Here is a 20,508-nt window from a genome sequence, read left to right as displayed (position 1 = left end):
TTCTAAAGCAATATAAACCTTACCTTTGCGCAAATTTTGAAGATGGCACGAATTATGGCACTTGATTTTGGGACAAAACGCACCGGTATTGCCGTTAGCGATGAGCTCAAAATGATTGCCTCAGGATTAACTACCGTTAAAACACCAGAGCTTCTGGATTTTCTTGAAAAATATTTTAAAGAAGAAAACGTTGAGTTGGTGCTGGTAGGAGAACCTAAACAAAAAGACGATACCGCTTCTGCAGTTGAAGTCTATATCCTGCAATTTTTAAAAATTTTTATTAAAAAGTTTCCTGCAATGCCGCTTAAAAGAATAGATGAAAGATTTACCTCAAAAATGGCTTTTCAGTCTATGATAGACAGCGGACTTAAAAAGAAGAAACGCAGAGATAAAGCGCTTATAGATGAAATTAGTGCAACAATTATCCTGCAATCTTATTTATACGAATAGTTTAGTTTAGAAAAATATTAGAAGCTGAAACAAGTTCAGCTTGACGTTAAAAAAATGAATAGTGAATAATGATTAATGAATAATTTTTAGGTTGAGGTAATGAAAACTGACTTAATTAAACGTTCCAATATTTTTGCACATAGATGTGTGAAATTGGCAATACAACTTCCGAAGAATAAATTAGGAAGCCATATTGAGGGTCAGTTAATTAGATGTAGTACTTCTGTTACAGCGAATTACAGGGCCGCATGTTTAGGGCAATCAAAAAAAGCTTTTATTTCAAAATTAGGAATAGTAATTGAAGAAGCTGATGAATGCATTTTCTGGATAGAATTCGCGAAGGATGAAGATCTGCTAAATGAGAAAGATTCAAAAGATTTGATAATTGAAGCCAAAGAGTTGACATCGATCTTTATCGCGTCTAGGATTACGGCGGTAAGAAACCACAATTCCGGGAAATGATATTATAAATTATTCATTATAAAATATAAATTCTAAGAAGAATGATTTTACCAATTGTAGCCTACGGGGATCCGGTTTTACGAAAAAAATGTAAAGAGATTCCGGAAGATTATCCAAAACTGGATGAATTGATAGAAAATATGTGGGAAACCATGTATAATGCTTTTGGCGTTGGTTTAGCCGCGCCGCAAATTGGCCGCCCAATTCGGTTGTTCCTTGTAGATTCTAGTCCGTTTGCAGAGGATGAGGAGTTAGAATTACAGGAACGGGAAGAACTTAAAAAACTGAAAAGAGTTTTTATCAACCCAACTATTGTTGAAGAAGAAGGGGAAGAGTGGGCTTTTAACGAAGGTTGTTTAAGTATTCCTGAAATTAGGGAAGACGTTTTTAGAAAGCCAAAAATCGTTATAGAATACCAGGATGAAAACTTTAAAGAACATCGGGAAACTTTTACCGGTTTAGCCGCCAGAGTTATTCAGCACGAATACGATCATATTGAAGGAATTTTATTTACCGATAAACTTTCCAGCTTAAAGAAGCGTTTGCTTAAAGGTAAACTCGCCGGCATTTCAAAAGGGAAAATTAAGATCGATTATAAAATGCGTTTTCCCGAAATGAAAAAAGGGCGTTAATCACTTTGATAATTAGTTGTGGCAGCTGATATTTGCCAGCCTAAAAATCAAAAACCTCGCAAAGGTCTACGAGGCAGAAATTAGAAAACTATTTTATAATTCCGAGCTAAGACTCGGGGAATAAAACCCTCACAGAGGAAATAAAAACATACTATGGGATTAGATAAAATATTAGCGATTTCGGGAAAACCCGGTTTATACGAGCTAACCGCACAAAGCCGCGGCGGATTTATTGTAAAATCAATTCCTGACGGAAAAAAAATGGCCGTGAATATTCGCCATAATGTAAGTTTGTTAAGCGAAATCGCCATCTATACATATACCGAAGAAGTTCCGCTTGCGGAAATCTTTGAAAAGATGAAAGAAAAGGAAAATGGAGGAGAAGCGATTAGTCATAAATCTAATAAAGCTGAATTGGAGAAGTATTTCGCCGAAGTTTTGCCAGATTATGATGTAGATCGTGTTTATGCCAGCGACATGAAAAAGATCTTTCAATGGTATAACCTGCTAATTAAAAACGGAATTACAGATTTTGCCGCAACAGAAGAGGAAAAGCCGGTAGATAAGGATAATTCTGGGGAAGAAGAGTAAAACTTACAAAACTTACATAATTAGTAATATTGCTAGAAGTTAGCTAATACAAAGAGCGTTTACTTCACTTCTTTCATAATGACATTCAAAAAAACCTCACAGGTTCAAATCTGTGAGGTTTTTTGTTTTGAAAATACGTCATCCTGTCCCGAAGCTTCGGGGTGTTTCAGGATCCTAACATGATAATATTTCAGCAAAATTTTAATCCAAAACCCCTAAAAATTTCAAGCCAAAGATAAACGCGCTTTCCCGCTGGCCATCCATATTGGAAACTACGTAATCTAACCTTAGCAACCTATATTTTCCAAAACCAAGATTATCAATTCCTACCGAGTATTCAGAATATGGTTTTTGGTCTTCGGTATACAAGGCATGGGCGCCAATTACCAAATTATAATTCAGCTGATTTAAAAATGGAATTTTCCCTAAAATCCAACCTTTAAAATCATGTTCGGCGTGAGCTTCAGCATAAGTTTTATTGGTGCTCATCGCATAATAGGGCAGGAGGTTGAATCTGGATAAATTACTAAATCCATTATTCACCCGGGTTTGGTTGCCAATAAAGTGGCGGTAGTCTAGAAAGGCCATTTCATCAGCATTTAAAAACGTACCCCCGTTTAAGTTATAACCAAATTCCCCTTTATTTCCCAGTTTAAAGCTTTGCGTTACCGAGGCTTTAAATTGATCGAAATTATATTCTTCTATACTGGCAGCAAAACCTTTCTGGTAGCTTAAATATAGCGTAGGATATTTTTCATTATTAATATTGAATTTTCCGCTTGGATAGCTCATATATTTTTGTCCGAATCTTATTCTGGTAGTAAGATTCAGTTTGAAAATGTCGTGTTCTCTGAATAAAATAGTGCCAAAGTGTTGAGGATCTATTGGATTGTTGGAAGTGTATTCTACACCTTCATTATCAATAATTACCTGGTCGGTATTATTAAATAGCGGATTCCTGTTTTCATAACTAAAATCTCCAAAGAAATAGAGTCCGTTAGAAATTTCCTGCTGGTAGGCGATTTCGGCAAAAGAACGTTCGTAAAGTTTTAGGTAATTGCGTTCAAAGAATATGGTAGTGATATCGTTTAATCGCTCAGAGATTGGTGTTCTATCGTTAATTTGTACGGTTTCTATTCCGCCAGAAATTTTTAAAACCGGTCTGCTGGAATTATTAAATTGCTTCTGAAATCCTCCTTTTATCCTAAAACGATCATCACTAAAACCATAATTAAGCGTAGTATATAAACGCCAGAATTTCCCGGAGTTCTCGTCTTCAGCGTCATTCTGCCTATAAGAAATTGTGCTGGAAGTATTCCAGCCCTGCACGGTATTAAAATGCATGCCCATTAGCGGAGAACTTATATTAAAATACCTGTCTTTGAAGGAATCCTGCCAGGAATAACCAAAAACTGGAGCAGTTAAGTTGAATTTATTTCGCACCGCATCAATAGAATCTTTGTAAGGCCTGGAATTTCTTAGGGTTTGAATACTGTCCTTTTTTACATAGTCGTTAATTTCCTCATCGGTTAGCGGCACCGGTCGCAACTTCTGCCAGTAAGTAGAATCTTTTTTATTGGCTGCCTCTGCAAAAGACATAATCTCACTGCCAAAACTGTTTTTGTTGAATTCAGGTTTAAAATCGTAATTGCTGTAAACCGCGGTAAACCGTCCATCTCCGGAAATCCCAAACATTGCAAATTGAAAATCCACGGTTTGTGAAATTTGAATATAAAAACCATTTTCTTCTGAAAACCGGTAGTTTTGTTTAAAATCTAAAGTTTCAATCGGCGGTACCTGAATAGCCTGGCCGGTTGTTTGCAGCTCTACACCAAAAATTTGCCATAAGTCTTCCACTATATAAATATGGCCCGAAAAAACACGGTCTTTTTCCCGCTTCGGACTCACCAAAATTTTGTTGATGAGGTTTCCGTTTTCATCATAAAAAGTTCCAGCCAACTTATAATCGTAGTAATTAAAAGCATACTCTGCAATTGGTGAAACCATTTCACTATTAATCTCGATGGTATTTTCGTAAAATGAGAAGTAAGATTCCTGGGCCGAGTTTAAACTGAAACCATTATCGTCTCCGCTCACTTTAGAGGCAATGATCTTTTCTTTAAAGTCGTCTGGCCGTTTATAGGAAATTTCAGAAATAGTTTCGCTTAAATAAACGATCCCGCTTCGGGTAGAATCCAGGCCGCCTCCAAGGTCGCCAATTTCCTGTCCAAGTATTTTTTCCGGAGCATTTTTAATTCGCCATAATCCGCGGGAATAATACTCTGCGGTATAGGCCTCTAGTTTTTCGGCATTTCGCTTTCTAAAATCAATGGCTTTTCTAATAATGGCATTTGCAGGATTCTCTCCAGAAGAAATGTTTACTTCGTCTAAACTGGTGGTTTCCGGTTTCAGACTTATGTCTAGTTGATATGGGAATTCTTCAATAGAAACAGTCTTCTTTTGTGTTTGATAACCCAAAAACTGAAAGACCAGATCATAATCTCCCGGACTGTTTATTTTTAATTCGTAAACCCCGTTTTCATTAGAAGTGGTTCCAAATTTTCCGTTTTCGGTATAAATATTTACGTAAGGAAGTATCTTATTTTCGGTGTCGGTAACTTTGCCGGTAATTTGCGCGGTTAAATTAAACGATGAAAGAATAAGAAAAATGATGATAATTTTTTGATGCATGATGATGAATTAATTTAAAAAAATGGAAAAATAAGTAAAATTGTTATGGTTCGTTGATTTAAATGTGTTCTGAATTTATAATCTTTTCTTCGTAAATAACCCCAATAGCCCGAATGCAGGCCCAATGGCAAGCAGGCTTAAACTATAGACAGGTTCCAAATGATACAAATAATTAATTAACTGAAGGCTTACAATAGTAATGGCAAAGCCTATTGAATTTACAATGGTGAGTGCTGTTCCTTTAATTTCTGGTGGAGCATTACCGGCCACCAGGGTAGAGAATAAGGGTGAATCTGCTACAACCACAATTCCCCAAAAACATAAAAAAGTAATAAGAACAACGGTTGAAGCTTGCAGAAAGATAAAAGGAAAGGCAATGCAGCATATTCCTGATAACAACAAAGCTATAGTAGCTGTTTTTTTTACTCCTAAAACTTCTGAAATATAACCTGCCATTACACAGGAAACTCCACCGATACCAATAATAAGAAATGACCAGAATGAAATATCAAAATCGCTATTGGGAAAAGAGAATTTATAAGCGGCCAAAATAATAGGAACAAAAGCCCAAAAAGTATAGAGTTCCCACATATGGCCAAAATATCCAAAAGCTGCGCTGCGTAGTTTTTTATTAGAGAAAACCCTTAAAACTGCATCAATCTTAAACTTGCCTTTTGCTTTTCTAAAAGGACCATTGGGAACAAATAAGAAAATTAGAAATCCGCCCAGAAATGCGAACAAGGAAGTCGCTATAATAACCCAACGCCAGGGGAGGTTTTCGGTGCCAGTAAAAAACTTTAAAAAATGGGGGAAAGCAGTTCCTAAAACAAGTGCGCCTACCAGGTATCCAAGTGATTTTCCCAGACCTTTATCGTAATAATCTGCGGCAAGTTTCATACCTACGGGATAGATTCCGGCTAAAGAAAATCCGGTAAGGAAGCGCAGTAGGAGTAAAGTGTTTAGATTGTTGTTTTCGAAAGCAATTCCGAGATTAAAGACCGCTCCGAGAACGGCAGAAATAAAAAATAGTTTTGAGGGGGAGAACCTATCGGCCAGACTTAAAAAAGCAAAGATGAGTGTCCCTAAAATAAAACCAAACTGAACCGCAGAGGTTAAATGCCCCAATGCTTCTTCATTCAAATTAAAGTTGAGGTAAAGCTCTGGCATTACCGCATTCCCGGCAAACCAAAGCGAGGTGCAGCAAAACTGTGAAAAAACAATTAGGGGTAAAATTTGTTTTGCCGGCTTCATCCAGGATTTAGTTGTATTCTTTTTTAATCCTGTCTAATTTTCGTTTGCTTTCCCTGTCTTTTATAGTTTCCCGTTTATCATAGAGCTTCTTGCCTTTTGCAAGTGCAATTTGCATTTTCGCAAGTCCGCGATCGTTAATAAAAACTCGTAACGGAATAATGGTAAGTCCGGAATTCTTAACTTCTTTTTCCAATTTTCTCAATTCGCGGCGTTGCAACAATAGCTTACGCTCACTCTTTGGATTATGATTAAAATGTGTGGCATGAGAATATTCTTCCACATGCATATTGATCACGAAAAGTTCGTTATTCTGAAACTCGCAAAAGCTTTCAGCAATAGAAGCTTTTCCCTGCCTTATTGCTTTAATCTCAGTACCCGCCAGTTTTATTCCTGCCACGTATTTATCAAGAATTTCATACTCAAATCTTGCCTTGCGGTTCTTTATATTTATGGTGTTGGTATTCTTCTTCATAATCAACAAAAATAGGAAGCTTTCTTTAGAAAACAGCTTAAGAAGCTTTTAAAATAGCGAATGAATATTCTTATATTTACAATATGCAAATTTCTTACACTACAAAGGAGCAAAGTAAAGCCAATCAGCAAAAGGCTTTTCTGAAATTAAATCCGGCAGAACGCTTTCAACGTTTTCTGGAATTAATGGAGAATATTAGTTTATTTGAAGTGAATGAAAAACCTTCGGCTAATAAATATAAATTACCTAGGAATTTTATAATTGAGAAAACCCGTGATAGATAAATGGAAAAAAGAGGTGAATTCTTTCATAGAGTTGGCTACTACTTATAAATTAGAAATGTTATTGGTTGGGGGTGGAGCAGTTAATTTTCACGGATATCAACGCCATTCTGCTGATGTTGATTTTTGGTTTAGACCAACACCAGAGAATTTCGATAAACTTCTAAAGATTCTAAATGAATTGGGTTATGAAATTGAAGATTTACCTCCGAAAGTGAAAAGGCAGGAACAAAATATCTCACTAAAGTTTAGTCCTTCAGATTTTAATATTGAATTAATCACTCGATTTTTTCTAAAGAAAACATTCGAAGAAGCTCTTGCACAAAGTCACGAAGTTATGATTAATCAGAATGCCATCTCTAAAATAAACGTTCTTTCTTTGGAAGATTTATTTGAAAGTAAGTTGAAAGCTGGGAGACCAAAGGATTTATTAGATATCCAACAATTAAAAGAAATCCATAATTTGGAATAAACTTCTTAGATTTTTTACTCCCTTGTGAACCTCTGCTGTACCATTTCTTCTTCGCCATCGTCATCAAAATCTTCCATACCTTCTATAAGAAGTACATCAGCATTTAGTGTGGCAATATCCAAAACAACCGTTTCGCTGTCAGTTAAGGTAAGGGAAATGGTGTTTTCGGTTGCTGTATATGTGCCTTCCGCATCAATATCTTCTTCACAACCCCAAATATCTACTTGCTGATAAGTACCATCTTCGTTAAATTCAATATAATCCTTGCCGCATTCTTCATGGTCATCGTAAGGTATTTCTTCATCTTCTACAATCATAGCATCAAAATACCAGGTGCCTAGTAATTCTTCATTGATCTGTTGCGTGGCATCAGGGGAATCATCCTCTACCTCACAGGCGGTAAATAATCCAAAGCTTAAAAAGGCTAAAAGTAAAAATCGAGTTTTCATAGGTGTATTTGGTTTGAAGCTGCAAAATAGTAAAATGGGATTAAAATTAAGTAAACAATTTCGGAGCAAGCTCACCAAGCATCATTATTGGAAAATATAATATAATTTCGAGGCAAGCCCCGGAGCATTTAATCTCGATTATCGAGTAAATCTGAGGCTTACTTGTATATGTAAACTATGTTAGGTGTCTTTTTAGCATTTTAACTACCTTTGCTGCCTTCAAATACTTATAATTTTACGGATGAAAAAGTACGTTTTAGGGCTTCTTATTATTGCATTAACCTATGCTTGTAATACCAAACAGGAAACTGCACAGCAAATTATTGATAAAGCCATTGCAAAGGCCGGTGGGGAACGTTATAAAAATGCTGAAATTAGTTTTGATTTTAGAAATGGGACCTACAAAAGTGAGCGTAGAGGTGGAGATTTTGAACTAGAGCGTATTATGCCCGATTCTAGCGGAACTCAATATCGCGATGTTGTAAATAATGATGGCTTTACCAGGTTTTATAAAGATACAGTGGTAAAACTTTCAGATTCTATGGAAACTGTCTATGCTAACTCGGTAAATTCGGTTCACTATTTTATGCAGCTGCCTTTTGGTTTAAATGATGATGCCGTGAATAAAGAATTGATTGGAAAAGACACTATTAATAATAAAGAATATTATGAAGTAAAAGTGACTTTTGATGCTGAAGGTGGTGGTGAAGATCACGAAGATGTTTATATGTATTGGATCAACACCCAAAATTATCACGTAGATTATCTTGCTTATAGTTTTGAAATTAATGAAGGCGGATTGCGTTTTAGAAAAGCCTATAATCCCAGAACTATAGAAGGAATTCGCTTTGTAGATTACGAAAATTATAAAACCGACGACTTGAGTACTCCATTAAGTGAATTGGATGATCTGTACGAAGACAGGCAACTGGAATTACTTTCTAAAATTGAAAATAAGAAAATAGAGGTTAAGCTTTTAGAGTAAAAAACCTTCGGAAATTCTTACTTTCTTGTGTTAATTCTTCATAATTAACGCGTTGTTTTAAAAGCTTTAACAGCGCCTTAGCCCTTATTCTTTAGTACACTTCATAACTTTAAAATTCCAAAAAAAAGTTATGAAAGAGAAAACACTTAAAACCATTAATCCCGCAACGGGAAAAGAATTAGAGACCTATAAATATTTTACAGACCAGGAAGCGAAAGATGCTGTGGAAGATTGTCACGAGGCATTTTTAAAATGGCGTCAAAAATCTCCCAAGCAAAGAGCCGAAGTGATCAAGGCCATTGGGGAAAAAATAACTGAGCATAAGGACAAATTGGTGAAGTTAATGACTTCTGAAATGGGTAAACTTCTCAAGCAAGGTGAACAGGAAGTTGACCTTTGTGCGGGTATTTGTGAATGGACGGCGGCAAATGGGCCAGATAATTTAAAAGATGAAGAACGTAAATTACCAGATGGCGGTCGCGGAATAATTACGTACTCACCACTTGGAGTAATCTACGGAATCCAACCCTGGAACTTCCCTGCTTACCAGGTTATTCGTTATGCTATTGCCAACCTTATGGCTGGAAACGGAGTCTTGTTGAAACACGCCGAGAGTGTAACCGGGTCTGGTTTGCTAATCGAGAAGATATTTAATGAAGCAGGTTTGCCAAAAAATCTATTTAAGGTTATTTTGATAGATCACGATCAGTCAGATGCTATAATTGAACATGACCTGGTGCGTGGCGTTACCCTAACCGGAAGCCCAGGTGCAGGAAAAATTATTGGTGAAAAAGCCGGAGCAAACCTTAAGAAAACGGTATTGGAACTGGGTTCTAATGACGGTTATATGGTGCTGGAAGATGCAGATGTAAAAAAAGCCGTGAAATGGTGTGTACAGGGAAGAATTTATAACAATGGTGAAACCTGTGTTGCGGCCAAGCGTTTTATTGTGGTAGACAAAGTATACGAGCAATTTAAAGAAGCTTTTGTTGAACAAATGAAGAGCTTAAAAGCTGGAGATCCAACGAGCGAAGAAAGTGATTTAGGACCAATGGCGCGAGAAGACTTGCGAGAGGAACTTCACGAGCAGGTAGAAGATAGCGTTAAAAAAGGCGCGGCTGTCTTGTGTGGAGGTAATATTCCAGATGGAGATGGTTACTATTATCCGGCGACAGTGCTGGCAAATGTAAAACCAGGCCAACCCGCTTACGACGATGAGCTTTTTGGTCCTGTTGCTTCTTTAATTAAAGCCAAAGATGATGAGGATGCAATGAGAATTGCCAATGATAGCCGTTTCGGACTTGGAGGAGGAATTTTCTCTGAAGATGTAGATAAGGCAGTAGAATTGGCCAGTAAGCATTTTGATACCGGTATGGTATTCATTAATTCTTTTGGGCTTGCACAACCAAATATGCCTTTTGGTGGCGTTAAAAATTCAGGATACGGACGTGAACACGGTGGTTTCGGACTTAAAGAATTTGTAAACACCAAAGCGATAAATATCCTGAATGGATAATTAGTGCTCCGGAATTGTTAAGGTTAAGAATTTCGATGATAAAAGTAAGAAAGCCCGGGAAAATTTTTCTCGGGCTTTTTTTATAGATCAGGTTGAATTAATCCGCCTGCAATAGTACGTGCAACCAACTGAATAGTATTTTTTGAATCGGTTTTTTTAAGAATGTTTTTTCGATGTGTTCTTACCGTATGCGAGGAAATAAAAAGCCGCTCTCCAATCTCTTCAGCGTTTAAACCTTCGGATATTAATTTAGTGATTTCCAAATCCCGCTTTGAAAGCTGATCTTTTATGTTTGCTTCGTCACTATGATTTTCGGGTTCAAATCTACCCTTTTTGGTAGGCACATTTAGATAAGATTTACCACCACGAATATTTAAAAATGAAATTTCCTCAACACTCTGATTGGTTAAATGGCTTATATCTGTATGAATGCTAAAGACGTGTACAAAACGTCCTTCTTTGTCCTGCGAAAGTGTTGTGGCCTGATGCAGCATAACCCGGCGTTTACCCCCGCTATCTTTAATTACATAAGTATATAGCACCTTATAATCCTGTACTTTATTAGTTGGTAAATAATCTACAAAGAAGTCTCTTATTACCTGCTCTTTACGTTGAATTTTTTCAATCTCTTCGGGGAGTGCCAAAGCTAAAATTTCCTGGAATTTCACCCCATCTTCCGGTATGCTGTCTTTTTTAATGAATTTACACACGGAGTCAGAAATCATTTCAATTTCTAAACTTTGAAAATTTGCGATATAATAATAAGATTTCCCTGGCGCCATAAAATCGGCCATTCTTTTAAAATGAGCTGAATGCTCATATTTTTTAGTGTTTTTACATTCCTGGCTATAGGTTTCTTTCCAATAATTGGCAATAGAATTAAAGTCCGCACTCATAAAAGTCTATTTTTTCAGCCATTACAATATATGAAAAAAACACCCTAAAAGCGGTATTGTTCTGTTAGATACTAATTTATAGCTTTGAAAAACTAATGATTTACTAATAATTTAACGATGAAGAACTTTTCGTCAATACTTCTTATGGCTTTCGCTTTATTGATCACATCAACTTCAATTGGTCAGCAAACACAGGTAGAAAATGAATTTGAAAATGTGAGACCTTTCCGTATCGGGGTTAAATCTGGTATTCCAAATCTTATAAGTGCAAACGGAGAATATGTGCTTCCGCTACTGAAAAGAAAATTCGCCATAAGTGCAGATTATTCTAAAATAAATATGGATAGCGGGGACTTCGGGTTTGATACAGAGGAAGGGGCGGAGATTATGGAACAGGAATTCGATTATTTTGAAGCAGGTATTAATTACTACTTTTTTAAACCGGGAAAAGGTTTATATGCCGGAATAAGTTATGCAAATTATGGTTTAAACGGAAACTTGCCAAATTTTGCTGAAAATGAAAACGGTGCCACCGGAGATGGTTATTTAGATTTTTCTAATAATTCAGTTAACATCAAAGCGGGGGCGAAGTGGGGTGGCTTCTTCTATTTTAGGCCAGAAGTAGGTTACGCCTTCAATCCTTTTCCTTCCAGTTTCCCATACGAGTGGAATATGAAGACGGCACTTCAGAAAATCAGGAATTAAATTTAGATGCGGATAGTGGTTTCCTTGATATGATCTATAAGGGATTAATTTATAATATTGGGATAGGATTTTCCTTTTAAGGGGGCGAATCAAACTATAATTATGTTTTATCCCTGTTTATTTAATCAAAATATAAAACCTGCGAAGTGCGGTCTCCATTAGGATGAATAGTTACTATAAAAAGACTTCCATATACGCTTTCATCTAAATCCTGGTATTTTTTCTTTCCTAGAATATAATTTACCCATTCCGGGTTAAGGTTGCTGTGGCCAACTACCAAAACCGTTTTGTTTTTTGTGTTTTTCTGAAAATCCTTTTCGTTGAGTTTTTCAGTATCGTAGAATTTTATTTCTTTATTTTGATCTTCCGCAATTGGTTTCGCAGTATTTACGGTGCGTTTATAATCTGAACTATAGATTAGATCAAAATCAATGTCTTTAAAGGTTTTGGTCCAGTTTTGCGCCCTTTTTATGCCGGTTTCAGTTAATTCTGGATCTTTATTCGCTGTATCTGTGGTATCTTTTTCAGCATGACGAATAAAATAATATGTGGTTATTTCTTCTGAAGGCTTTTTAGCATCATCCATAATTTCCGAAGGTTCTTTATCTCCAAAATTGCAGGAGGTTAAAAGAATAAGACTTAATATTAAAAAATAGCGTTTCATAACTTAATTGATTTCCAGTTCTAAAAGAATAAATTGGGTGATTTGTTCACTAAAGCTACTAAAATTATCGTCTGAAACCAGGATTAAAGATTTTTTCCCGTTAGGTAACTCAGGGCCAAAGGTCATTCCCTCAATATTATCAATGGTTTCTTTCGTTAGAAATTTTTTGACCGACTTAAAATCGAAAACCAGTCTTTTTTCAGCATTTTGATAATTGCTTTTGCTGAGGTTTTCAATCTCTAAAGTGTTGGTCGCTTCTGAAGTATCTACATCAAAGATCTTCACCGTATTCCCGTTAGAACCGTATCCTGCAGAATAAGCACGTTCTAAAACCAGGAATTTACCTTCTGCATATTCTAATATCTCTGTCACGCCATTCACAGCAAACCAGTTAATGGGTAATTTGGATATTCCATCTAATTTATAAGTGAATTGACTTTCAGCTGACTGTGACTTTTTATTGAATTTGGTGATTCTAATAGGTGAGTTGGTGGAATATATTTTTGGTTTTGGGCCATCTTTTTCTAGCGGAAGTTCCATCGCTACCCAATAGCCAGATTTATCAAAACTTTCAGCTATTCCTTCAAAAACTCCATTGTTTCTTGGTTTTTGTTCTCCTGAAGCTTTAAAATAATTCGGAATTTCGTAAGCCGAAAGAAAATCACCTTCGGTGGAAACTTGAAAGACCGAAGGGTCTTTGCCATTTTGGATAGAACCTTCAGCAGAAACAACCAGTGTTCCACTTTCAGGTTCAAATCTAATTCCCTCTAAATCTGGAGTGTGTTTGTTGTAAAAATCTTCCTCTTTATTCAGCTTAATTACTTCCTTGATTAAAACAGTATCTATAGAACGATTAATTAGTGGAATTTCGGCCTTATAAATTCTTGGATTAGAAGGCTGGTCGCACACCAAATAATAATTCCCCTTGTGGTAATCTATACCAGAAAGTCCTCCTACCCTGGTTCCGCCAATTTCAAGATTTTGGGGAATAACCACATCGTCTAAATAGCGTAGGTTTAAATTGGTTTCGTCAATCTTTTTGGTGGTGGCGCAACTAAATAATGTGGTAAGCGTAACAAGTAGTAAAAGGGACTTTTTCATTGAAGGATTTTAATTGTCAAAAATAACAAATCCTTAAGAGAATTATGGGAATTTCTTGAGAGTTTACGCGGGAGTCATCTTGTATCTTAGATTTATAATTAACACCTAAAACCAATTATTATGAATGAAGATCAGTTAGAAGGAAAGTGGAAACAAGTTAGAGGCCAGTTTAAACAAAAATATGGCAATGTAACCGATGATGACACCACTTATTCTGAAGGAAAGTTTGATGAAATGCTAGGTCGTCTACAGGAAAAAACCGGTAGATCTAAGGAAGAATTAAAAAAAGAAATTGATAGGATGTAATTTACACCTATGAAAAAGAGAAAAGGCTGGGAAAATTTTCCCAGCCTTTTTTTATGCTTAATAATTTAAAGTTTATGTTGTTTCTACCGGGTTGGTTTCATTTCTAAATACCAACTCTTCGTTAAATTCATCTATCAGAATGATGCTGTCGGTTTTAATATTGCCAGCGAGAATTTCTTTAGATAGTTTATTTAAAACTTCCCGCTGAACTACTCTTTTTACCGGTCTTGCACCAAATTGCGGATCAAAACCGCGACTGGCAAGGAAACTAATTGCTTCATCGGTAGCATCAAGAACAATATGCTGTTTCTCCAGCATCTTCTTAACGCCTTTAAGCTGAAGGGAAACAATTTTTCTGATATCTTTTTGTGTTAAAGGACTAAACATAATAATATCGTCTATCCTGTTTATAAACTCAGGTCTTACATTTTGTTTCAGCAAGGCCAGCACTTCTGTTTTAGCAGATTCCATTGCGGTATCCAGGTCTTTCATATTATCATATTTCTCCTGGATTATATGGCTTCCCATATTGGAAGTCATGATGATAATCGTGTTTTTAAAATCTGCCAGGCGTCCTTTATTATCGGTTAACCTTCCTTCATCCAACACTTGCAATAAGATATTGAAAGTATCTGGGTGGGCTTTTTCAATTTCATCCAAAAGTACTACGGAGTATGGTTTTCTACGAACAGCTTCAGTAAGCTGGCCACCTTCATCGTAACCAACATATCCCGGAGGCGCTCCTACCAAACGACTCACCGAATGTCTTTCCTGGTATTCGCTCATATCAATTCGCGTCATTGCAGATTCGTCATCGAATAAGTATTCTGCTAGCGCTTTAGCCAACTCGGTTTTTCCAACTCCTGTTGTTCCCAGGAATAAGAAAGAACCAATTGGTCTTTTTTGATCTTGTAAACCGGCGCGACTTCTTCTCACTGCATCACTTACTGCGATTATAGCCTCGTTTTGGCCAACCACACGTTTATGCAACTCATCTTCAAGTTTTAATAATTTTTCGCGGTCGGTTTGTAACATCTTGGTCACCGGAATTCCGGTCCATTTAGCTACAACTTCAGCAATATCTTCGTTTGTTACTTCTTCCTGGATCAGGGATTTTTCATTCTGATTCTCGGCTACGGTTTTTTGCAGTTCTTCCAGTTTTTCCTGGGCTTCTTTTATTTTTCCGTAGCGAATTTCAGCTACCTTTCCATAGTCACCTTCACGCTCGGCGCGTTCGGCTTCCGCTTTAAAGTTTTCAATATCAGATTTCAAATTCTGGATATTATCTACCACACCTTTTTCATTCTGCCAGCGTGCGTGCAACTCGTTTCTGTCTTCTTTTAGATTAGCTAATTCGGCTCGAAGCACTTTTAATTTAGCTTCATCTTTTTCACGCTTAATAGCTTCAATTTCAATTTCCAGCTGCATTATCCGCCTGTCTAAAACATCCAGTTCCTCAGGCTTAGAGTTGATCTCCATACGCAGTTTAGAAGCCGCTTCATCCATTAAATCTATAGCTTTATCTGGTAGAAACCGGTTTGTAATATAACGTTGCGATAATTCTACCGCTGCGATAATTGCTTCATCTTTGATTCTAACCTTATGGTGGGTTTCATATTTCTCTTTAATTCCGCGTAAAATGGAAATTGCACTTTCAGTATCAGGTTCATCTACCGTTACTTTTTGAAACCTTCTTTCCAGCGCTTTGTCTTTTTCAAAATATTTTTGATATTCATCTAAAGTAGTGGCGCCAATAGCACGCAATTCACCACGAGCCAGAGCAGGTTTCAAAATATTCGCTGCATCCATAGCGCCCTGGCCGCCACCGGCACCTACAAGTGTATGGATTTCATCTATAAATAATACGATATTTCCATCGCTAGAGGTTACTTCTTTTATCACCGCTTTAAGGCGTTCTTCAAACTCACCTTTATATTTTGCACCGGCAATAAGGGCGCCCATATCCAGGTTGTAGATTACCTTGTCTTTAAGATTATCTGGTACATCACCGGCAATAATTCTATGCGCCAAACCTTCGACAATGGCAGTTTTACCAGTTCCCGGTTCTCCAACTAACATTGGGTTGTTTTTGGTTCTTCGGGAAAGGATCTGTAAAATTCTACGAATCTCTTCGTCGCGGCCAATCACAGGATCTAATTTTCCCTCTTCAGCCATTCGGTTTAAATTATTGGCGTATTTATCAAGTGAATTATAGGTTTCTTCAGCACTTTGCGAAGTTACCCGATCGCCTTTTCGCAATTCTTCTATCGCTGCTTTTAAGGATTTCTCAGTTGCTCCCTGATCTTTTAAGATTTGAGCCACTTTACTTGAAGATTTAAAAATAGCCAGAATAAGATGTTCTATAGAAACATACTCATCTTTCATTTTTTTTGCGATAGTAGAAGCTTCGTTGACAGCCTTCCCGGCCTCGCGAGAAAGGACAATATCACCGCCGCTAACTTTTGGAAAACTTTGTAAAGTTTTATCCAGAATATCGTTAAAAAGGCTGACGTTAATATTTAGTTTTTTCAATAAAAAAGGAGCTACATTTTCGTCTACAATACTTATTGCTTTAAAAATGTGTTCGTTCTCAATTTGCTGATGTCCCATTTCCTGAGCAAGCTGCTGAGCCTGTTGGATGGCTTCCTGGGATTTTATAGTAAAATTGTTGAAGTTCATAGTTGTTGTTTTTGAGAAGAATAGAGCAATTGATATACCATTAAAACATTAAGACAAAATGACCGGTTTTATTCTGAATTTAACGCCAAATTGACACTTGGGTTAAAATTTCTAAAAATATTTTTGAATTGAGGAGCAGATTAAATTTATTAAGAATTAATTTTATACGAAAGAAAATTAACTATGGGATTACTAGATAAAATATTTAAAAGTGACGGAGATGAGACGAAAGAAAAGTCGTCTTTTCCATGGACAGATTTAACCGATAAAGATCAAATAACTATAGCCAAAGAGGAATCTAATGATAAGCTTGTTGGTATTTTTAAGCATTCTACCAGTTGTGGAATCAGTAAAATGGTGTTAAGGAATTTCGAAAGTCAGTTTGAGGAAAATGAAAATACGAAACTTTATTTTCTGGATTTGAGAAAGCATCGGGATGTTTCTAACGCGGTTGCCGAGGAATTAAATGTAAGGCATGAAAGTCCGCAGTTTATTATTTTGCAAAATGAAGAAGTAGTACATCATGCATCCCACCAGGATATAGATGCTGCGAAATTGGAAGAGATAAGCTAAGCCGATAAAATCCTGTTAAAGTTGCTTTCAATTCAATTTCGATCGATTTGCCTTTGTATCTTTTAAGTAATGAAATCAATTAAATAAATTGCAATGGCCAAAAAAGAGGATATAAAAAAACTGGAAGAAAATTGGGAGTCTTTAAAAGAGGAAGACGCTAACAGGGAACAGGATGAGTTTCGAGATTTGAAACAAAAGGAAGCTGATAAAAAGAAGGAATCCAAAGACAAAAAAGCCAAAAAGAAATCAGAAAATTCTGAAAAGGCCAGTGCTCGTGAAGAACGGGAGTTTATGGATCAAGCGCAAAAGGAGAAAACTAATAAAAAAAAGTAAAATAAGTTTTAAAGCTAACTTCAACTAGAGGCTCTTAATTAAAAATATATAAGGCTGTTTGAAAAGTTTTATCGCCGTCAAGCTGAATTTATTTCAGCTTCTAACTTGTGATTAATTCCATCAAATTAGATCCTGAAACAAGTTCAGGATGACGTCTTGAATAACTTTTCAAACAGCCTTTTTTGGTAAAAAAGATATCACCAAGGAATCTATTTTTTCTTAGGTTCAAAAACCGGCAATAATTGGCTGCTTACTTCACCAAAACCAATTCTACGGCCTTCGCTTTCGCAATACCCGCGCATGATTACCGTATCATTGTCCTCAATAAACTTACGTTCGCTTCCGTCTTTAAGTTTAATTGGTTTTTCACCTTTCCAGGAAAGTTCTAACATAGAACCATAGCTATCTGGGGTTTTCCCTGAAATAGTTCCCGAAGCCATCATATCTCCAGAATTTACCGGGCAACCGTTAACAGTATGATGAGCTAACTGCTGACTCATATTCCAATACATATGCTTGAAATTGGTTTTTGCCAGCGGTGTTTCTTCAGAATTTTCAGGTTTCAGGGAAACTTCAAGGTTAATATCAAAGCTTTTCTTACCTGTACTCTGTAAATATGGAAATAATTCTACTTCAGGTTTAGGTCCTTCAGTTCTAAAAGGCTCTAAAGCATCTAAAGTAACAATCCACGGGGAAATAGAAGAAGCAAAGTTCTTCGCCAGGAATGGACCTAAAGGCACATATTCCCAAACTTGAATATCTCTGGCACTCCAGTCGTTAAACAATACCATTCCAAAGATATAATCTTCGGCCTCGTCTATTGGAATTGGCTCTCCCAAAACATTCGCATCTGTGGTTATAAAGGCCATTTCAACTTCAAAATCTACTCTTTTTGAAGGTCCAAAAACTGGAGTATCAGAATCTTTTGGTTTGGTTTGTCCCTGTGGCCTGTGAACAGGAATTCCACTTGGAATTATAGAAGAACTTCTTCCGTGATAACCTACAGGAATGTGTAGCCAGTTTGGCAATAATGCGTTGTCTGGATCACGAAACATTGTTCCTACGTTGGTAGCGTGTTCCTTACTAGAGTAGAAATCGGTGTAATCACCAACCTGAACCGGCATTTGCATTTCAATTTCATCTAGCGTAAAAAGCACACGGCTTCTATGCTCTTCGTTATCTCTTAATTTCTCATTATTTGCATCAAAAATATCGGCGATACGGTTACGTACCAGTCGCCAGGTCTTTTTTCCGTCAGAGATAAAGTCGTTTAGGGTGTCCTGTAAAAATATATCATCGGTTAATGGAATTCCTTCAAAATAGCCCAATTGATGCAAAGCACCTAGGTCTATGGCAAAGTCTCCAATACGGGAGCCTATGGTAATTACATCGTCCCGGGTTAGGAATACCCCAAAAGGAATATTCTGAATAGGGAAATCGGTGTTTTCCGAGGTTTCCAACCAGGTTTTTCTATTTGGGTCGTTAGCTGTAATAGGCATATAATTTTTTGTTTTTATTAAGAAATCTAATGAATCCAAATATATTATTTTCCTGTTATTAACCGAATGTATTTCTTACTTTTGAGGAATATTTAACGTAAACTTTTGAGATGCAACGAGACACCGAAATTTTTAATTTAATTGCGGAAGAAAAAGAACGCCAACTAAATGGACTTGAGCTAATTGCCAGCGAAAACTTTGTAAGCGAGCAGGTTTTAGAAGCTGCAGGCTCTGTTCTTACCAATAAATATGCTGAAGGCTACCCGGGCAAACGCTATTACGGCGGTTGTGAAGTGGTAGATAAAGTTGAGCAACTGGCCATAGATCGTTTAAAAGAATTATTTAATGCTGAATATGCTAATGTGCAACCACATTCGGGTTCCCAGGCAAATACGGCTGTATTTCATACATGTTTAAATCCGGGAGATAAATTCTTAGGATTTGATCTTTCTCACGGTGGGCATTTAACGCACGGTTCTCCTGTAAATTTCTCTGGAAAACTTTACAATCCTGTTTTTTACGGAGTAGATAAAGAAACCGGACTTATAGATTACGACCAGGTTGCTGAAATAGCCGAAAAGGAAAAACCCAAAATGATTATCGCCGGAGCATCGGCATATTCAAGAGAAATAGATTATAAAAGATTTAGAGAGCTCGCCGATAGTGTAGGGGCAATTTTACTTGCCGATATCGCCCATCCAGCCGGTCTAATCGCCAAAGGCTTAATTAGCGATCCAATGCCGCATTGTCATATCGTAACTTCAACGACACATAAAACCCTTCGTGGGCCTCGTGGCGGAATTATTATGATGGGTAAAGATTTCGAAAATCCATTTGGACAAAAATTGAAAAACGGGAATCTTAAAAAAATGTCTACTTTGCTTAACAGCGGAATTTTCCCCGGAAACCAGGGTGGGCCTTTAGAGCATATTATCGCTGCAAAAGCGGTTGCTTTTGGAGAAGCCTTAACCGATGAGTTTTTGCATTACACCGTACAGGTTAAAAAGAATGCAGCGAAACTGGCCGAAGCTTTTATGGATAAAGGTTATGAGGTTATTTCCGGTGGAACCGATAATCACTGTATGCTTATTGATCTAAGAAATAAAGATGTAAGTGGAAAAGAAGCAGAGGAAGCTTTAAGTAAAGCTGAAATCACGGTAAATAAAAATATGGTGCCTTTTGACGATAAATCGCCATTTGTGACTTCAGGAATTAGAATTGGTACTGCGGCAGTCACAACACGCGGATTGATAGAAGCTGATATGCCTAAAATTGTAGACTTTATTGAGCGTGTGATCACTAATATTGATAATGATAGTGAGTTGGAAGCTGTGAAAAATGAAGTAAAAGCTATGATGAAGGGAAAACCACTTTTTAAAGTGTAAAAAGCATAAAACTTATACTTGAAAGAGGCTGTCTGAAAAGGCAGCCTTTTTTGTTGTATTATTTTCTGGTTTTTAGTATTTTCATGTAATGAAAGCCAAAGCAGTATTTAAGACC

Annotated in this window: 22 protein-coding genes; 13 read left to right on the top strand and 9 right to left on the bottom strand. The window is 36.7% G+C overall.

Features of this window, described 5'->3' with window-relative positions:
- Nucleotides 1–42 precede the first annotated feature (42 nt).
- The 4 genes from ruvX to B5440_RS11900 all read left to right on the top strand — a co-directional run bounded on the left by ruvX (nt 43) and on the right by B5440_RS11900 (nt 2,135).
- Nucleotides 43–450, top strand: coding sequence for a Holliday junction resolvase RuvX (gene ruvX / locus B5440_RS11915; protein WP_070054051.1), 408 nt, complete (start codon nt 43–45; stop codon nt 448–450).
- A gap of 99 nt (nt 451–549) precedes the next feature.
- Nucleotides 550–912 (top strand): four helix bundle protein, encoded by a 363-nt coding sequence (locus B5440_RS11910; RefSeq protein ID WP_070054052.1) that lies wholly within the window; start codon nt 550–552, stop codon nt 910–912.
- A 41-nt stretch (nt 913–953) separates the two neighbouring features.
- Entirely contained in the window at nt 954–1,544 is a 591-nt protein-coding gene (gene def / locus B5440_RS11905; protein ID WP_070054053.1) for a peptide deformylase, read from the top strand.
- Between the two features lie 153 nt (nt 1,545–1,697).
- Complete coding sequence (locus B5440_RS11900) at nt 1,698–2,135, top strand: DUF5606 family protein (RefSeq protein ID WP_070054054.1); 438 nt, start codon at nt 1,698–1,700, stop codon at nt 2,133–2,135.
- Nucleotides 2,136–2,336: 201 nt separating this feature from the next.
- Here B5440_RS11900 and B5440_RS11895 read toward each other — a convergent pair whose 3' ends face one another.
- The 3 genes from B5440_RS11895 to smpB form a co-directional block, all read right to left on the bottom strand.
- Nucleotides 2,337–4,826 (bottom strand): DUF5686 and carboxypeptidase regulatory-like domain-containing protein, encoded by a 2,490-nt coding sequence (locus tag B5440_RS11895; protein WP_070054055.1) that lies wholly within the window; start codon nt 4,824–4,826, stop codon nt 2,337–2,339.
- Nucleotides 4,827–4,901: 75 nt separating this feature from the next.
- Nucleotides 4,902–6,077 carry an MFS transporter gene (locus B5440_RS11890; protein ID WP_070054056.1) on the bottom strand — a complete coding sequence of 392 codons (1,176 nt, stop codon included), beginning with the start codon at nt 6,075–6,077 and terminating at the stop codon, nt 4,902–4,904.
- A 7-nt stretch (nt 6,078–6,084) separates the two neighbouring features.
- Complete coding sequence (gene smpB, locus B5440_RS11885; RefSeq protein ID WP_057480160.1) at nt 6,085–6,549, bottom strand: SsrA-binding protein SmpB; 465 nt, start codon at nt 6,547–6,549, stop codon at nt 6,085–6,087.
- An 83-nt stretch (nt 6,550–6,632) separates the two neighbouring features.
- Between smpB and B5440_RS11880 the strand changes: the two genes are divergently transcribed.
- A complete protein-coding gene (locus tag B5440_RS11880) occupies nt 6,633–6,833 on the top strand; it encodes a hypothetical protein (protein ID WP_070054057.1) in 201 nt (66 codons plus the stop codon).
- Complete coding sequence (locus tag B5440_RS11875; protein WP_232756005.1) at nt 6,811–7,302, top strand: nucleotidyl transferase AbiEii/AbiGii toxin family protein; 492 nt, start codon at nt 6,811–6,813, stop codon at nt 7,300–7,302. The genes B5440_RS11880 and B5440_RS11875 overlap by 23 nt, the downstream gene beginning before the upstream one ends.
- A 14-nt stretch (nt 7,303–7,316) precedes the next feature.
- On the opposite strand, the gene B5440_RS11870 is transcribed toward B5440_RS11875, so the two are convergent.
- The gene (locus tag B5440_RS11870) at nt 7,317–7,751 is read right to left on the bottom strand and encodes a lipocalin-like domain-containing protein (RefSeq protein ID WP_070054059.1); all 435 of its coding nucleotides are present in this window, start codon (nt 7,749–7,751) and stop codon (nt 7,317–7,319) included.
- Between the two features lie 241 nt (nt 7,752–7,992).
- On the opposite strand from B5440_RS11870, the gene B5440_RS11865 reads away from it, so the two are divergent.
- Nucleotides 7,993–8,736 (top strand): DUF6503 family protein, encoded by a 744-nt coding sequence (locus tag B5440_RS11865; protein WP_070054060.1) that lies wholly within the window; start codon nt 7,993–7,995, stop codon nt 8,734–8,736.
- Nucleotides 8,737–8,866: 130 nt separating this feature from the next.
- Nucleotides 8,867–10,252, top strand: a complete 1,386-nt coding sequence (locus B5440_RS11860; protein ID WP_070054061.1) for an NAD-dependent succinate-semialdehyde dehydrogenase — start codon at nt 8,867–8,869, stop codon at nt 10,250–10,252.
- A gap of 80 nt (nt 10,253–10,332) precedes the next feature.
- Here the strand turns inward: B5440_RS11860 and B5440_RS11855 are convergent, their stop codons facing one another.
- The gene (locus B5440_RS11855; RefSeq protein ID WP_070054062.1) at nt 10,333–11,148 is read right to left on the bottom strand and encodes a response regulator transcription factor; all 816 of its coding nucleotides are present in this window, start codon (nt 11,146–11,148) and stop codon (nt 10,333–10,335) included.
- Nucleotides 11,149–11,265: 117 nt separating this feature from the next.
- On the opposite strand from B5440_RS11855, the gene B5440_RS11850 reads away from it, so the two are divergent.
- The gene (locus B5440_RS11850) at nt 11,266–11,853 is read left to right on the top strand and encodes a hypothetical protein (protein WP_141728123.1); all 588 of its coding nucleotides are present in this window, start codon (nt 11,266–11,268) and stop codon (nt 11,851–11,853) included.
- A gap of 121 nt (nt 11,854–11,974) precedes the next feature.
- Here the strand turns inward: B5440_RS11850 and B5440_RS11845 are convergent, their stop codons facing one another.
- Entirely contained in the window at nt 11,975–12,517 is a 543-nt protein-coding gene (locus B5440_RS11845) for a phosphoglycerate mutase family protein (protein WP_070054064.1), read from the bottom strand.
- Between the two features lie 3 nt (nt 12,518–12,520).
- The gene (locus B5440_RS11840; protein ID WP_070054065.1) at nt 12,521–13,618 is read right to left on the bottom strand and encodes an esterase-like activity of phytase family protein; all 1,098 of its coding nucleotides are present in this window, start codon (nt 13,616–13,618) and stop codon (nt 12,521–12,523) included.
- A gap of 120 nt (nt 13,619–13,738) precedes the next feature.
- Between B5440_RS11840 and B5440_RS11835 the strand changes: the two genes are divergently transcribed.
- On the top strand, nt 13,739–13,924 hold the full coding sequence (locus B5440_RS11835; RefSeq protein WP_070054066.1) for a CsbD family protein: 186 nt from the start codon (nt 13,739–13,741) through the stop codon (nt 13,922–13,924).
- A gap of 72 nt (nt 13,925–13,996) precedes the next feature.
- Here the strand turns inward: B5440_RS11835 and clpB are convergent, their stop codons facing one another.
- The gene (gene clpB, locus B5440_RS11830) at nt 13,997–16,603 is read right to left on the bottom strand and encodes an ATP-dependent chaperone ClpB (protein ID WP_070054067.1); all 2,607 of its coding nucleotides are present in this window, start codon (nt 16,601–16,603) and stop codon (nt 13,997–13,999) included.
- Nucleotides 16,604–16,786: 183 nt separating this feature from the next.
- Between clpB and ytxJ the strand changes: the two genes are divergently transcribed.
- A complete protein-coding gene (ytxJ, locus tag B5440_RS11825; protein WP_070054068.1) occupies nt 16,787–17,176 on the top strand; it encodes a bacillithiol system redox-active protein YtxJ in 390 nt (129 codons plus the stop codon).
- 93 nt (nt 17,177–17,269) lie between these two features.
- Nucleotides 17,270–17,509 carry a hypothetical protein gene (locus tag B5440_RS11820; protein ID WP_070054069.1) on the top strand — a complete coding sequence of 80 codons (240 nt, stop codon included), beginning with the start codon at nt 17,270–17,272 and terminating at the stop codon, nt 17,507–17,509.
- Nucleotides 17,510–17,718: 209 nt separating this feature from the next.
- On the opposite strand, the gene fahA is transcribed toward B5440_RS11820, so the two are convergent.
- Nucleotides 17,719–19,008 (bottom strand): fumarylacetoacetase, encoded by a 1,290-nt coding sequence (gene fahA, locus B5440_RS11815; RefSeq protein ID WP_070054070.1) that lies wholly within the window; start codon nt 19,006–19,008, stop codon nt 17,719–17,721.
- A gap of 110 nt (nt 19,009–19,118) precedes the next feature.
- On the opposite strand from fahA, the gene B5440_RS11810 reads away from it, so the two are divergent.
- Nucleotides 19,119–20,393: a serine hydroxymethyltransferase gene (locus B5440_RS11810; RefSeq protein ID WP_070054071.1), complete on the top strand. Its 1,275-nt coding sequence runs from the start codon at nt 19,119–19,121 to the stop codon at nt 20,391–20,393.
- Nucleotides 20,394–20,508 lie beyond the last annotated feature (115 nt).

The organism is Salegentibacter salarius, from assembly GCF_900168265.1.
GTDB classification, from domain to species: domain Bacteria; phylum Bacteroidota; class Bacteroidia; order Flavobacteriales; family Flavobacteriaceae; genus Salegentibacter; species Salegentibacter salarius.
The sequence above is the reverse complement of the archived record's forward strand: the minus strand, read 5'-3'. Positions and strand labels throughout refer to the sequence as shown.